Origin of the sequence: Psychromonas arctica, assembly GCF_038155225.1 — a bacterium.
GTDB classification, from domain to species: Bacteria; Pseudomonadota; Gammaproteobacteria; order Enterobacterales; family Psychromonadaceae; genus Psychromonas; species Psychromonas arctica_B.
The window spans coordinates 1-15,197 of record NZ_JBAKBA010000018.1 but is presented as its reverse complement, the minus strand read 5'-3'; the positions used below and the strand labels follow the sequence as shown (position 1 = coordinate 15,197).

Genomic DNA, 15,197 nt, shown 5'->3' with positions numbered 1-15,197 from the left:
CCATAAAATATTTTCATGGCGGTATTTTTATCTAATTACAATGCTATTTAACAGAGTTTAGTAATTAACAATCAGTGTCTTGAGCTGCAACACCCTCTTTAGCACTTTCACAAGCATCTTCAATTGCATTGCCTGCATCTGTTGCCATATCGCTTGCTTTATCAGTTACACTGTTAACAGCATCATTTACCGAATTACCTGCATCTGTTGCCATATCAGTTATTTTTTCGCCGCTTTCTTCAGCAGCAACATCAGCACTGTCAACCATCTCAGTCATTTTTTTACCCGCAGAGTCTGCTGCTTGACCAGCTTCAAGAACAACTTCATCGACTTTTTCACCAGCTTCTTTAACTACATTGTTTACATCAGTAGCTACCTCGTCAACCTTTTTACTTGTTGTACTTTCAGGCTTATCATCACATGCAGCTAAAGCAAATACAGCAGTTAAAGCGATAATAGAAGTTGTTAAATATTTTAATTTGATCATGATTATTTCCGTTGGTTAATTGAATTGTTAAGAGTCATTATTTGTAAATCCTTAATCTTTATTAGGTTCTGTATTAGTAAACAAAGAACGGTTAATAACTAAGGATTTAAGATAATTAACTCAAATATCGCTGGTGAGACAGGTATGAATCAAGAAAGTTCGGCTATTTGTCAAATAAGTAGGTTAAATATCAATGAGTAATCAAATATATAGTTTTTGTGAGTCTATACCTGCATTGATAAGGTTGGTTAATAAATTTAATTTTTTACTATACGATTTCTTCCCGTTGCTTTTGCTTTATACAGTGCATCGTCAGCTCTGTGTAGCCAGTCTTTAAACTCTTCACCTTCTTTCATGGTTACCATGCCAGTACTAAAAGTGATTTGACCAACTGTATCTAACTGAATTTTTGAAATTTTTTCTCGTATCTGATCCATCCTATTAAACGCGCCATCAGCAGTTGCCTCCCATAATAAAATAACAAATTCTTCGCCTCCCCAACGGCATATGAGGTCTTCTGTTCGCATATTATTAACGAGTTCATTAGCAAACCGACACAAAACCTGGTCACCGACGTTATGACCAAAGGTATCATTTACTTTCTTAAAATGATCAATATCTAGAATAGCTAACGTAATAGTTGCACCATGTCTCTTCGCTCTAGCAAGCTCTTTATCAAGTAAAGACATGAAAGCTCGACGATTATAAAGATGAGTTAAAGGATCTTTAGAAACAAGTTCTTCCAATTTGTCATTTTGTTCACTCAACAAAGCGTTTTTAGTGGATATTTCTTCTGTACGTTCATTCACTACTTTTTCTAAATGTTCTGTGTGTGAACGAATTTTTTTAAAACTACCTTTGAAAGCTTTGGATAATTGGCCAATTTCATCTTTAGAATTAACCCCTTCAAAGTCATGATTTTTACTGCTAACCGCTACTTTTATCTCTTTAGTTAATTTAATAATGGGCCTTGTTACACTATTAGATAGTTGGCTAATAAAAATTAAAAATATCGCCATTAAAATAGATGAAATAATTAATATGTTATATAAGATTTGATAGATAGCGATAAAGATTTCAGACTCTTTTGTCGTCACAAATAGTGTCCAACCAGGTAAGTAGTCGACTTTAGAAAATGTCACAATTTTAGACTCATTAATGGCAGCATCCATATAACGACCATAACCATGATCTTGTAAATTAATTTGTTTTACTATTTTATAAAAACCAGGATAACTTTTACTTTCTTCAGTTGAAAGTGTGCTTTTCAATACAAGCTTTGCAGAGGGGTGTGAAACAATTAAATTGTTTGAATCCACTAGCCAAGCATAACTCTGCTTTGTGAGTTTAATCGGTGACAATTTTTTAGTTAAAGCAGATATAGGCACTGCAACGGCAATACTACCTATCCACTCTTGTTGATTATTTAGGATAGGAACAGCCACCATTATCACAGGTGTTTTTTCAAACTTACTCTGCATGAGTACTGTAATATTATACTCTTTTCCTCGCCACTGCTCTCCATGCACGAACAAAGGATTAGTTACTTTATTTTCATGTCCTAACACATCGGTTAAATTAAAGTTTTTATCAACATAAATAGCATTAATGAAATTTCCTTTGCCTATCATCATCAGCCTTTGTAGCTGCTGCATAATAAAGGGTTTATCATTGGTTTTTAATTGAGGGTTATCGCTAACCATTTGCAACATAGCAACATACTGAGCAAACTCTTGACTGAGTAAGTTAGCATGCATTTTTGAGATGTCAGTCGATTTTTCCAATTCGAGATCTAGCACTCGTTCACGCTCATTAATAAAAACAATCGTTAGAAGGAGGCAGGTAAAGATAATCATCGCGAGAGAAAAAATAGTGATTACTTTTGCTTTAATACTTTGAAACATAAAGCCCCTAAAAATTTTCGACTTTCAATCTACCTAACTAAAAACGTCGAATAAAAAAGAATATTAGTTGAATATACATTGTAAAGTTGAATAAAAAAATAATTATCAAGTTTCAATCAAAAATAGCCACTATTATTAGGTATTAAATTAGAGACTAAATATTAAGTTTTAAAGATCAAATTCGACATATTAGAAACAAAAAATACGATAATATTTACTTTAAACGATTCAGGGCTCTAGTAAGTGAAACACTTATCAACACTGAATAACTCACCTTCTAATACGATACGTTTTCCGTTAAATAGAATGGTAAAAGTAAATCATTGTTATCTTAAGTAGAGTCTAATAGTTAGCATCAAAAATGATACAAGTTGTAATTAACAATACAGCCAGTTAAATATATCCTAGCAAAACAGAATATTTACTTTAAGCTAATCAATTATTAGATTTGTAATGAACAGGACTGCATATGAGTGACTTATCTCCATCACGTATTAAAGAAATTTTAAAATTTGACCAACAACAACGCTTTCAATACTTATGTAAAGAAGTTAATAAACAAAGACAAATTTGGTTATTAATAGATGAACATGGCTGCGTTATGCTTAATACGGAAGATGAAGATTGCGTTCCAGTATGGCCTAACAAAGAGTTCGCAGAAGAGTGGGCAACAGAAGAATGGGCACACTGTAAAGCAGAAGCAATAAGTTTAGATAAATGGTCTGAACGTTGGACACGAGGACTAGAAGACGATGAGTTATCAATAGTGGTATTCCCAGATAAAGACCTTAATGGATTAATCTTTTTCCCTGATGAATTTGAACATGAAATAAAACTACAAGCTAAAAAGTAAGCGTGTAGATTATTGTAAGTGTATGGCGCGTCATACATTTACAATATCCATTCACCATAAAACGTTCCAATAAAAAATAGTCGACCTACTGTAGTATTTTTAGAGTTAAAATGTAGAAAACTTAAAAGAGCGAACCATAAAAAATAAGAGTTTATATGAACAAAGTATTTATTTTATTACAACAAAATTGGTTTTCAAAAATAAGTTTCTTTTTTACACTACTGTTTCCTCTTACCCTATCTGCACACCCTCATGCATGGGTTGATACCAACACTTACATCGAAAGTGATGACACACATATTACTGCTTTACACATGACTTGGACATTTGATGCAGAAACATCCACCTACATGCTACAAGGCGAAGATGTGAGCCCTGAAAAAAAGGATGCAACATTACATAAGCTAGCACAAGGAGTGGTGGGCAATATGTATAACGAACATTATTTCACATACTTGTATGACGGAAATGAGCCCGTTCGCTATAAAGAAGCGCGTCATCCACAACTCGTCCAAGATGGTAATAAACTAGTGCTTAGTTTTGAATTACCCTTATCAAACCCAATTACTTTTAAAGATAAAAAATTCAAACTCTATATCTATGATGAAACTTACTTTGTCGATATGTCATGGTTAGATAAAAGTAATATTCAACTATCTGAACAACTAACAACACAATGTACGAATGAATTACTAGCTCCTAAAGCGTCAGATGAATTACGTGCATATACATTATCGCTAGCAAGTGACGTAGCACCCGATAATACAATCGGCCAATTATTCTCTCAGAAATATCAGCTACACTGTCAATAAGCCAAAAAGACGAAACCAAGTGTAAGTAGCTCATTCGTTCACGATAAAAAAGCCCTGCTACTGACTGCCATGAGTGTTTACGATCATGAATACTTACTATCATGACCATCAGCACTCTTCCTCCCCTTTTCTAGTCCTAGGAATTATTATGCTGTCTATCTTTGATATTTATAAAATTGGCATTGGTCCATCCAGTTCACATACTAGTGGGCCTATGTTAGCCGCTTATTTATTTGCCACTGCTAATCAACACGCTGTAACACGTGTTACTAATATAAAAGTTCAGTTATACGGTTCTTTATCATTAACCGGTAAAGGCCATCATACAGACCGAGCATTGATGTTAGGGTTAATGGGATTTAAACCTGATACCGTTAAAACGAATACTGCTAATCTGCTATTAAAAGCAATATCAGAGACAAAAAAATTGCCTTTTTTAAACCAGTACTCAATTGCTTTCGACCCTGATATTGATATTGAATTTCTTCGTGAAAGCTTGCCTCTACACGAAAATGGCATGCGTTTAATTGCTTATCAAGGCGAGCAAGAAATAGATTCGCATACTTACTACTCTACTGGTGGCGGCTTTATTAGCACGGCAGAAGAGTTATTAAATCCCATTAAAACACCTAAAAATACGGTGCCGTTCCCGTTTAACTCCGCTGAAAGTTTATTGAATCTAGCAGACCAAAATGGCTTAAGCATTGGGGGGTTAGTGTTAAAAAATGAACTGAGCTTTTGTACTGAACAACAACTTGATGAAACAACCACTAAAATTTGGAAAGTTATTTCTCTATGCCTAGAACGTGGTTTACAAACTGAAGGCATATTAGAAGGTGGTTTGAAAGTAGTACGTCGAGCGCCAGCTTTATTCAAAACACTCAAAGCCAGTGAAGGGATAGATAACGATCCAATGAGTATTTTAGATTGGGTCAACTTATACGCATTTGCAATTAGTGAAGAGAATGCCTCTGGTGGCCAAGTTGTTACCTCGCCGACCAATGGCGCAGCGGGTGTTATCCCCTCAGTATTAATGTATTACAACAAATATATTCGTGAAATAGATAATACTCAGTTAAAAGACTTTTTGGCAGTATCCGCTGCCATTGGCATGTTATACAAAATGAATGCCTCCATTTCAGGAGCTGAAGTCGGCTGCCAAGGTGAAATCGGTGTCTCTTCATCAATGGCGGCGGCAGGTTTAACGGCGATTCGTGGCGGTAGTAATGAGCAAATATGTATTGCCGCAGAAATCGCAATGGAACATTCACTCGGAATGACCTGTGATCCTATTGGAGGTTTAGTACAAATCCCTTGTATAGAGCGTAATGCGATGGGTGCAATGAAAGCAATCAACGCGTCTAGAATGGCATTGAAACGCAACAGTAAATCACTAATCTCATTAGATAAAGTAATAGCGACTATGTACCAAACAGGGAAGGATATGAACAAAAAATATCGAGAAACATCACAGGGAGGATTAGCTGTCATTCACATGGCGCCACCTTGTGAGTAAGCTTTATTTGTGGTGTTTTTTTGTAGAAGTTTTTAACCGCTTTCTTTAATGTATTTTTTAGTGTTTTTTGTGATTTTTTAATTCATAGCCAGTTCATCGCTCTCTAATAAAAAACCTCTAAGCATCTAATAAGGTGCATAGAGGTTTCTATTATAAAGCCAATTAATCTGAGGTATTTACCTCAGCATTAGTCTTGCTTTATTTATTGATTTTTAATAACTCAACGTCAAAAATCAATAATGAACCAGCAGTTATTTTACCTGCGTTACGGTTACCATAAGCGAGTTTACTCGGAATGAAGAAACGGAACTTATCACCTTCAACCATCAATTGAACGCCTTCAGTCCAACCAGGGATAACTTGATTTAAACCAAAAGAGATTGGCTTGCCACGATCGACAGAGCTATCAAATACCGTACCGTCAAGTAATGTGCCGTGATAATGCACTTGTACGTTACTTGTTGCAGTCGGGTACTCAGTCCCTTCACCTTTTTCTAGTACGAGATACTGTAATCCAGACTCAGTTGTTTCCACGCCTTCTTTAGTCGCATTTTCAGCTAAGAAAACCTCACCTTTTGCAATATTTTCTGGTGCGTTTTTTCCTGCATTCATAGATTGAAAAATGAAAAATGCGACGATTAAAATTGCTGCGATTAAAATAAATTTGACCATTATAAATACCTATTGTTATTCAAATATAAAATGAAGTGCGACTGTACTAAATTTTAGAGCTTAGTTTAAGAGTTGTATAAGAATAGTTTTAAATAGTTTGATAATAATTCAGTTATGAAAACTATGAAGTGGGTATAAGACTCAATGATTGATATTAAAATAGAATGATTAATAAGTGCTTGAAGGCTATTGATACTTTAAATAGAGTCACTAATACTATACTGCTAAAGTGCTTACAGCATTACGTCTTATGCAATTAAAACGACAGGCAATAAAAAACGAGGTTATTGATATAACCTCGCTTGTAAAAATAAACTTATCTATATTTGCTATCATTCAAGGTGCAAAATATAGCAAGCAGTGAAGTCAACAGATGTTAAGCAGAAAGTGTCGATCTAACTGGTTAAATCGACACTTTTTAACAACAAAGATGTTTAATCTCTAGATGTTACTGTTTTCTCTTCGCTTACACGTAACTCTTCATTAAGTAGTTTTTCTACATGGCCAGGTGAATGCGTTCCACCAGAAATTAAACGATACATGGCAGGAATAACAAATAAAGTCACCACGGTTGCAAAAGCCATCCCGAAGAACACCACGGTACCGACAGAAATACGACTTTCAGAACCTGCACCATTAGACATAATTAACGGAATAGAACCAGCTAAAGTAGTAAATGCTGTCATTAATATTGGGCGTAAACGACGTGCAGACGCATCAATAATAGCAACTTCTAACGCATGGCCTTTATCTCGTAGCTGGTTAGCAAATTCAACAATCAAAATACCGTTCTTAGTCACCATACCAATTAGCATGATCATACCAATTTGACTATAAATATTAAGCCCTTGCTGCATCACAACCATACCAATAAAGCCGCCTAATACGCCCATAGGCACGGTAAGCATAACCACTAGAGGATTGATAAAACTTTCAAATTGCGCCGCTAATACTAAGTAAGCCACCAGCAACGCTAAACCAAATACAATGAAGACACTGCTTCGATTTTCTTTGTATTCTTTTGATTCTCCAGTGTAAGAAATAGTAATATCACTTGGAAATAACTCAATGGCTTTAGCATCTAAATAATCTAATACCTCACCTAATGATTTACCTTCTGCTGCACTACCACCTAAAGTAATCGATTTTTGTTTGTTGTAATGCGACAGTCTATTTGCCGATGCAACCTCTTCAATATTAGCCAATGTATCTAAAGTAATTAACTCACCATCTCTAGTACGCATGTAAATTTGACTTAAATCACTTACATTATTAAAGCTATTTTCATCGCCTCGTAAATAAACGTCATACTCTTCACCACGCTCAACATACGTCGTTTCACTTCGACCGCCTAACATCACTTCTAATGTTTCAGAAATATCATCCAAACTAATGCCTAATTCAGAAGCACGCTCTTTATCTAAAGTAACCACCAGTTCAGGTGTTTTTTCCGAGTAATCAAGGTCACCACCAACAACCATGCCATCAGCTTCAGCCTGTTGTCTTAACAATTCAGCATACTTTTCTAACTCTTGGTAATCTGAACCACCTAATACAAACTCGACTTGGTCGCTCGATCCCCCTCTGAATCCAGGTAATAAAGGGCGAACACGGATATCAGGTAAGTTTTTTAACGCTTTATTAACTAGCCCTAGAGCTTGAGTAGCTGAAACAGCTCTATCATTCCAATCTTCCAATACCATGATAACAAAACCTGTTTGGTCACCAGCATTACCACCAAAAGCAGGCGCTTGAGTACTAAATGATTTAATAACGCCCTGCCCTAATAAAGGCATTAAACGCTCTTGCACAAGATCCATATTCGCAGACATTCGATTAAAACTGGTTCCTTCAGCGCCTTTTACGAAAGCAAAAATCACCCCTCTATCTTCTTTAGGTGCAAGTTGAGAAGGCACTTGTTGCATCAAGAAATAACTACCTGCAATACAAGCAAGAATGACTAATGGTGCCGCTAAACGCAATTTCATTGCACAATGTAAACCACGGCGGTAAACATTCTCTAAACGGTTAAACTGCTTATCAACCCAACGATTAAAGCGATTCTGTTGTTGATGTTCTTTCAACATTTTACTGGCAAGTACTGGTGTTAAGGTTAATGCAATAAATGAAGAGAAAATAACAGACATGGCTAATAACACAGAGAATTCAGTAAATAATAATCCCACCATACCGTCCATAAAGGAGATAGGTAAAAAGACCATTACTAATACTAACGTTGTGGCAATAACGGCAAAGCCAACTTCTCTAGTCCCTTTATAAGCTGCCATTAAGGGTTTTTCACCTTTTTCCAGATGATGGAAAATATTCTCAACAACAACAATCGCATCATCGACCACCAAACCAATCGATAAAATAAGCGCCATTAATGTAATCAGGTTAATTGAAAAACCAAAATAATAAGCAGCAATAAAAGAAGAAACTAATGAAACAGGCACGGTAATAGCAGGAATAATAGTCGCTCTTGCTTGGCCTATGAATATATATAAAACCAAAATAACTAAACCACCGGTTATCATTAAGGTGTTATAAACTTCATCAATAGATCGTTCAATGAAGACCGTTGAGTCATAATTTAAGACCAAATCAGTATTATCAGGTAAGAATTGTTGGATATTATCCACTTCTTTGCGCACAGACTTCGCAACTTCAAGTGGGTTTGCATCTGTTTGCGTAATAATCCCCAAGCTCAGGTTTACAATACCGTTATTTTTAAACGCAGAATTTTCATTTTCTGCACCAACATAAACTTTAGCAACATCTTTTAAATAAATGGGTGTGCCGTCATTAGCGGTGCGGACCACTAAATAATCAAAGTCTTGAGGTTCTGCATACAAACGAGCGGTTCGAACTGACATCACAGTGGTATCATTTCGCACTTCACCACCTGGGCTTTCAACATTTTCGGATTCCAATGCTGAAATAATGTCACTGACGGTCACCGAACGTCCCGCCATCATATCCGGTTGTAATTTAACGTACATTACTTTGTATAAGCCGCCAGTAACGCTAACCGAGCTAACACCAGTTATTAAACTAAACCTGTCTGTTAAAGCACGTTCTGCATAGTCGGTTAATTGTGTTCTATCCATAGTGGATGATTTAAGATTGATGTACATGGAAGGTTCACCAGAACCATCATCTTTGGACACAATAGGTTCATCAGCTTCGTCAGGTAAAGCACGTTCCGCTTTTGCCACTGCATCACGTATATCACTAACACCTTCCGTTAAATCCCAACCAATATCAAAGGTAACGGTAATACGAGACATGCCATTACGCGTAACAGAATCTACTTCATCAATACCACTGATCCCGGTTACTTGATCTTCAATAACAGAAGTCACTTGGCTTTCCATAATGGTGGCGCTTGCGCCTTCATAGCGGGTAGTGATTGAGACAACCGGGCTTTCAACATCTGGCATTTCTCGCACCGCGAGCTTTTCAAACGAAACAATCCCGAATACACACAGCAATAGACTTAATACTATTGCCATTACAGGGCGTTTTACAGATACATCGGATAACCACATTATTTGCTATCCTTTTTAGACTTATTTAATTTTGCCGTTTTATCGCCCTGTTTTTTAGTCGTACTTAAGTCGTCAACAGTTAACCCATCACGCATATTAACCAAACCTTGTACAACAATACGTTCACCTACTTTTAAACCTGATTCGATGATTGCTTGATCTTCAATGCGTGCACCTAACTCAACTTCTCGGCGCTCTACTTTACTGTCATTTGTTACAACGTAAACAAAACGTTTAGTGCCTGAATACTCAATTGATTGCACGGCAATGATAGGTTCATTAACCGCTTTAAAGACAAGGCGAGCAGACAACAACATACCCGGTTTTAATTGCAGGCTTGTGTTATCAAACAACAAGCGTACGCGAAGATTTAATGTATCGGGATTAATACGAGAATCAATCGCCATCACTTTCCCGGTAAAAGTACTATCACCCCAAGCGCGCGTCGTTGCAGAGACATCCATCCCTACTTCTATCTGAGATAGATAACGTTCAGGGACAGGAAGATCCAAAGTCATTTGCGATAAGTTATCTAATGATAATAACGTTTCACCAATTGAAACATTCTTGCCTTCACTAAAATCAAGTAACCCAATGGTGCCGGCAAAAGGAGCAACAATACGGTGATTATCGACAAACACTTGAGCCGCTAATAATCGCGCTTTACCAATCGCCACAGCTGATAATTGTGCATCTAATTCAGTTTGAGTAATCGCCTGCTTTCTAATAAGACGTTGGTAGTCTTTTAATGTTCGTTGTTCGTTCGCTAAATAAGCTTTCGCTTCTGCCAATAATGCATTCGCTCTAGCGTTATCTAATGCAATTAATAACTGTCCTTTTTTAACTGTCTGATTGGCATCTACTGCTATTTTTGTCACTTTAGCGGCCACTTCTGATGCAATGCTAACGTATTGTTTCGCTTGTAACTTACCAATTAAAGACAAAGATTGAGAGACCTCATGCGTTGCGACTATCTCACTTTTGACAGAAACAACCGGTGCAGCAAAAACAGAATGACTAAACGAACTCAGTAATAGACTAATTAGTATAAAAACAGTATTTAATTTATTCATTATTTTATCTTCTAAATAAGTGGGTAAGACGAGCAAAAAACAATCAACAGCATCCAGCTATTACTTCCTATCATAAAGTAAAAAGAGCAAAAGATTGTGAAGAAAATATGGAGAAATCATAATAAATTTGAAACAAAACAAATAATTAACAATATTTCACTTATCAAAAGCGATAAAACCCGCTAGTTTTTTTGTAAATAGCCATATTAGTTCACAACAACAAATAACCATCGATGCTTATAATTAAGATCTATAGTAAATAACAATAACTGTATCGAAAACAGTTAAAGCATAATCAAAAAGAATGAAAGCTAAAGTAATTATTAGGAGCATTTATGGTCGTTATATTATTTCGTTGGGAAATTAACCCTGTGCATGAAAAAGTATTTAAGGAAGGTTGGACTGAATTGGTACAGCGTAATATTGAAAAATATGGCGCATTGGGTTCTCGTTTACACAAAACAAAAGATAACCAATGGGTTTCTTATAGCCAATGGATTAGCGAAGATCATTATTTAAAAGCACAGGGGCTAGAAGATAAACATGAAGGGGCAAGAGTTAAAATGCTAACCGCTATTATTAGTGCAGCAGAACCTTTAGTGTTAGTGCCCGTATTAGACCATTTAATATCCAGTAAACTCTAGCCGCTCACAATATGTAGCCTCCTCGTATATTGCTTACTTAGATGTAAATTTAGACTTAACCCTAAACGTTAACACCAATGTAAATAGACTCAACAGTCCACTCTAAACAGTAAATATTGGCATCGTTGATCAAAGCTCATTAATATTGGTGCCCTCGGTTTAACAAGATGAGTTAAAGATAGATTAATATCTTTAACTCATTTGTCTCAGTATTCACTATATTTGATTTAAACGATTTTTAAGGCTTTATCATTTAAATAACGTTTAGGGCTTCATTCTCTAAATAACCTTTAAGTTAAATAACGTTTAAGACTTTATCCATTGTTAAACGCGTTTTAGCCAGTGAAAAGTTATAATCTTCAGACGGATGATGATAACCAATAGCTAATGCAACATGACATTGATAGCCACCTAATTCATCAGCAAAAATCTCACTAATTAGCTCACTATCAACCCCTTCCATTGGTGTTGAATCGACTTTCAGACGAGCTAAAGTGTGCATTGCGTTACCTAATGCAATATAAACCTGGGATTTAGTCCAACTTTCATTATTGCCTTGTTCGTCAGTATTAATATCAGCAAAAGCATAACTACCAAATGCTTTTTCTTTATCTTCCAATTTAGTACGTTTATCAGCAATACCTTGGTCGACCACTTTCTCATAATCAGCACGCGTGTAAGCTGGATTATGTGCAAATAAAATAATATGTGAACAAGCTAAAACATGATGTTGGTTAAATTGAAATTTATTAGCAAAAGAACCGACCATTCTTTGTTTTGCAGCATCACTTTCAATCACAATAAACTTCCAAGGTTGTGAGTTTATTGATGAAGGAGAAAGGCGTAATGCTTGATACAACACATCAAGATCTTGCTGATCTACCTTTTTACTTGCATCATATTTTTTCGTTGTGTAACGCGTTTCTAAATCATTAATAATTTGATCATGTATTGCCATAATGTCGAATCTCATTTATTGGGTGGATAATATAAGTTGTCATTAAACGTATAATTGTTATTAAAAGATATCGTTGTTATTGAAAAGGTCTTGTTGTCGTCACAAGGTCTCGTTGTCGTTAACAGTGTCGTTATAATCATCTCAACTATTTTAGAAAGTGATATTTTGAAAAGTGATTGTTCACCGCTATACCGCTAATAATGAATAAACATATTGTACACTTGATTCTTTTATTTGATAATCACACTTAAATTTGAATAACTTGATAATTATTTTTGAATATATATCACTTAAACGATCTCAAATTAGCCATCAGAATTGCTGACCTACAAAATATTTCAGCAGCCAGCCGTGAACTTAATTTAACACCAGCCGCAGCCAGCGCAGCATTAAAGCGCCTTGAACAACGATTAAACTGCCAATTATTTGTTCGCTCAACACGTAACATGCGATTGACAGAAGAAGGCCAACTGTTTATTGAAAGTAGCCGTGAAGCAATCAATATCCTAGAGCTAGCAAGTAATACATTAAACAATAATAACGACCAATTAAGCGGTGACTTAGGGTTAAGCATGCCTTCAGATTTAGGCAGAAATATTGTGAGTGCTTGGATAGATGAGTTTTTAGTCTCCGCCCCTTCTTTAACCCTCACCTTATATTTAAGTGACCACATGAGTGATTTAATGGATCAAAAAATCCAACTTGCACTTCGATACGGGCATTTAACGGACTCAGTACTTAAGCGTAGATATTTAACTTCATCACCTCGTTATGTAGTCGCTTCACCAACTTATATAAAAGAGTTCGGCCAACCAAATAGCCCTGCTGAGTTACAACAACATAAATTATTAAGCTGGAATCTAGGCAGCAAAAATCTTCAACAATGGACATTTAATAAAGACAATCAGCGTATACAAACTCCTATATCTCCAATCAAAACCACCAACGATGGTGCCTTATTAAGACAATGGGCAATAGCAGGACAAGGTATTGCTTATAAAAGTTGGATAGATATTGCAGAAGATGTAGAACAAGGAAGGCTAAAAGTACTATTAACAGATTACCTAACTGAAGATGTGCCCTTACAGCTCGTTTATTTACAAACCGATTACCCTAGAAAACAGTTGCGTATGGTGATTGATTTTTTACAACATAAATTCAGTGAGTTTAGTAAACGATATCCGCCGCCTTAGCTAAGCCTTTATTAATGTTTAGTGTTTAGTGTTTAGTGTTTAGTGTTTAGTGTCACAGTGAAATATCCCTCAATTAACGTAGGAAGGTTAACTTGAGATGATAGACATAAAGATAGGTATAGTATTTAACCTACGGTATTCAACTAATAACACCATAATCAATAGCATCAATAGCATCAATAGAGCTAAATAATAGATGTTGTCCAGAGCCTGTCCTGAAATCTGTGTAATTGCCTATCATTAACTTAATCAGATTAAGGATAGGTAATTATGAAAAAAGAAGAATTAGAAGCATTCGCCCTTAAAGCATCAAAGGGATTAAAGTATCAAAAAGACTTACTCGATTTCACTCAAATGCTCACTAAAATCACCGTCGAGGCAGCACTGAATGCTGAACTTGACGAGCACCTTGGATATGAAAAAAACCAACAGAGCAACGTTGATAACTATCGAAATGGTAATACATCTAAAACATTAAAAACTGAAGATGGGCAATTTGAATTAACCACACCACGCGATAGAAAGGGTACCTTTGAGCCAGAGTTAGTTAAAAAGGACCAAACTCGTGTCTAAAATCACTAACGCTGTCATAGAAGAAGTGACTGAGTGGCAAAATAGACCATTAGATGCTATTTACCCTATTGTTTATCTTGATTGTATTGTCGTTAAAATTAGGCAAGATAACCGAGTGATTAACAAGGCTGTATTTCTGGCTTTAGCCATTAATCTAGATGGCGAAAAGGAATTATTAGGGCTTTGGTTTGCAGAGAACGAAGGGGCTAAGTTCTGGTTAAATGTACTCACTGAATTACAGAACTGAGGTGTTGAAGACATATTAATTGCTTGTGTAGATGGCTTGAAGGGTTTTCCAGATGCGATTAATACCGTGTACCCAGAAACGCATATACCGCTGTGTATTGTGCATATGATACGCAATTCACTCCGATTCGTCTCTTGGAAGCACTACAAAGCCGTCACCGCCGATTTAAAGTTGATTTACCAGGCTGATACAGAAGAAATAGCACGGGCAGCACTTGAGTCGTTTGGAGATAAGTGGGATGGACAATACCCTAAAATATCAAAGTCTTGGAGTAACAACTGGGATAACTTAAATACGTTTTATCGTTATCCGCGAGATATCAGGAAAGCGATTTACACAACGAATGCGATAGAGTCATTAAACAGCGTCATTCGTAAGGCCATTAAGAACCGTAAGGTGTTTCCAAGCGATGATTCAGCAAAGAAAGTCATCTATTTGGCGATTAGAGCCGCGTCGAAGAAATGGTCAAAACCGATCCATAGTTGGAGAGCTGCCATGAATCGGTTTATAATAGAGTTTGAAGACCGCTTGAAAAAGCATCTGTAAAAATGGTAATTACACAGAATTATTTACAGGGTCGTTGTCCACCAGCGAAAAAGCGAATCAATGATTGCCTAACCGACCTTCATCTTTCCCCTATACCATATCCATATAGTATTTCCATATAGTATTTCCATATAGTATTTCCATATAGTATTTCCATATAGTATTTCC

Annotated in this window: 11 protein-coding genes and 1 pseudogene; 6 read left to right on the top strand and 6 right to left on the bottom strand. The window is 36.1% G+C overall.

Annotated features, from left to right (window positions below):
• Window positions 1–64: 64 nt before the first annotated feature.
• Window positions 65–487, bottom strand: coding sequence for a hypothetical protein (locus tag V6255_RS09140; protein WP_341627873.1), 423 nt, complete (start codon window positions 485–487; stop codon window positions 65–67).
• A 257-nt stretch (window positions 488–744) separates the two neighbouring features.
• Window positions 745–2,391 carry a diguanylate cyclase gene (locus V6255_RS09135; protein WP_341627872.1) on the bottom strand — a complete coding sequence of 549 codons (1,647 nt, stop codon included), beginning with the start codon at window positions 2,389–2,391 and terminating at the stop codon, window positions 745–747.
• 469 nt (window positions 2,392–2,860) lie between these two features.
• Here V6255_RS09135 and V6255_RS09130 point away from each other — a divergent pair, with 469 nt between their 5' ends.
• The 3 genes from V6255_RS09130 (at window position 2,861) to V6255_RS09120 (ending at window position 5,572) form a co-directional block, all read left to right on the top strand.
• Window positions 2,861–3,244: a DUF2750 domain-containing protein gene (locus V6255_RS09130; RefSeq protein ID WP_341627871.1), complete on the top strand. Its 384-nt coding sequence runs from the start codon at window positions 2,861–2,863 to the stop codon at window positions 3,242–3,244.
• A gap of 155 nt (window positions 3,245–3,399) precedes the next feature.
• Entirely contained in the window at window positions 3,400–4,056 is a 657-nt protein-coding gene (locus V6255_RS09125) for a DUF1007 family protein (protein WP_341627870.1), read from the top strand.
• A 148-nt stretch (window positions 4,057–4,204) separates the two neighbouring features.
• Window positions 4,205–5,572, top strand: a complete 1,368-nt coding sequence (locus V6255_RS09120; RefSeq protein WP_341627869.1) for an L-serine ammonia-lyase — start codon at window positions 4,205–4,207, stop codon at window positions 5,570–5,572.
• Window positions 5,573–5,770: 198 nt separating this feature from the next.
• On the opposite strand, the gene V6255_RS09115 is transcribed toward V6255_RS09120, so the two are convergent.
• The 3 genes from V6255_RS09115 to V6255_RS09105 all read right to left on the bottom strand — a co-directional run bounded on the left by V6255_RS09115 (window position 5,771) and on the right by V6255_RS09105 (window position 10,868).
• The gene (locus V6255_RS09115) at window positions 5,771–6,244 is read right to left on the bottom strand and encodes an FKBP-type peptidyl-prolyl cis-trans isomerase (RefSeq protein ID WP_341627868.1); all 474 of its coding nucleotides are present in this window, start codon (window positions 6,242–6,244) and stop codon (window positions 5,771–5,773) included.
• A gap of 434 nt (window positions 6,245–6,678) precedes the next feature.
• Entirely contained in the window at window positions 6,679–9,795 is a 3,117-nt protein-coding gene (locus tag V6255_RS09110) for a multidrug efflux RND transporter permease subunit (protein WP_341627867.1), read from the bottom strand.
• Window positions 9,795–10,868 (bottom strand): efflux RND transporter periplasmic adaptor subunit, encoded by a 1,074-nt coding sequence (locus V6255_RS09105; RefSeq protein ID WP_341627866.1) that lies wholly within the window; start codon window positions 10,866–10,868, stop codon window positions 9,795–9,797. The genes V6255_RS09110 and V6255_RS09105 overlap by 1 nt, the downstream gene beginning before the upstream one ends.
• A 335-nt stretch (window positions 10,869–11,203) precedes the next feature.
• Between V6255_RS09105 and V6255_RS09100 the strand changes: the two genes are divergently transcribed.
• The gene (locus V6255_RS09100; protein WP_341627865.1) at window positions 11,204–11,512 is read left to right on the top strand and encodes an antibiotic biosynthesis monooxygenase; all 309 of its coding nucleotides are present in this window, start codon (window positions 11,204–11,206) and stop codon (window positions 11,510–11,512) included.
• 295 nt (window positions 11,513–11,807) lie between these two features.
• Here the strand turns inward: V6255_RS09100 and V6255_RS09095 are convergent, their stop codons facing one another.
• A complete protein-coding gene (locus V6255_RS09095; protein WP_341627910.1) occupies window positions 11,808–12,464 on the bottom strand; it encodes an NAD(P)H-dependent oxidoreductase in 657 nt (218 codons plus the stop codon).
• Window positions 12,465–12,745: 281 nt separating this feature from the next.
• Here V6255_RS09095 and V6255_RS09090 point away from each other — a divergent pair, with 281 nt between their 5' ends.
• Window positions 12,746–13,663 (top strand): LysR family transcriptional regulator, encoded by a 918-nt coding sequence (locus V6255_RS09090; RefSeq protein ID WP_341627864.1) that lies wholly within the window; start codon window positions 12,746–12,748, stop codon window positions 13,661–13,663.
• A gap of 270 nt (window positions 13,664–13,933) precedes the next feature.
• Window positions 13,934–15,029, top strand: a pseudogene (locus V6255_RS09085) (IS256 family transposase).
• The last annotated feature ends 168 nt before the right edge of the window (window positions 15,030–15,197 follow it).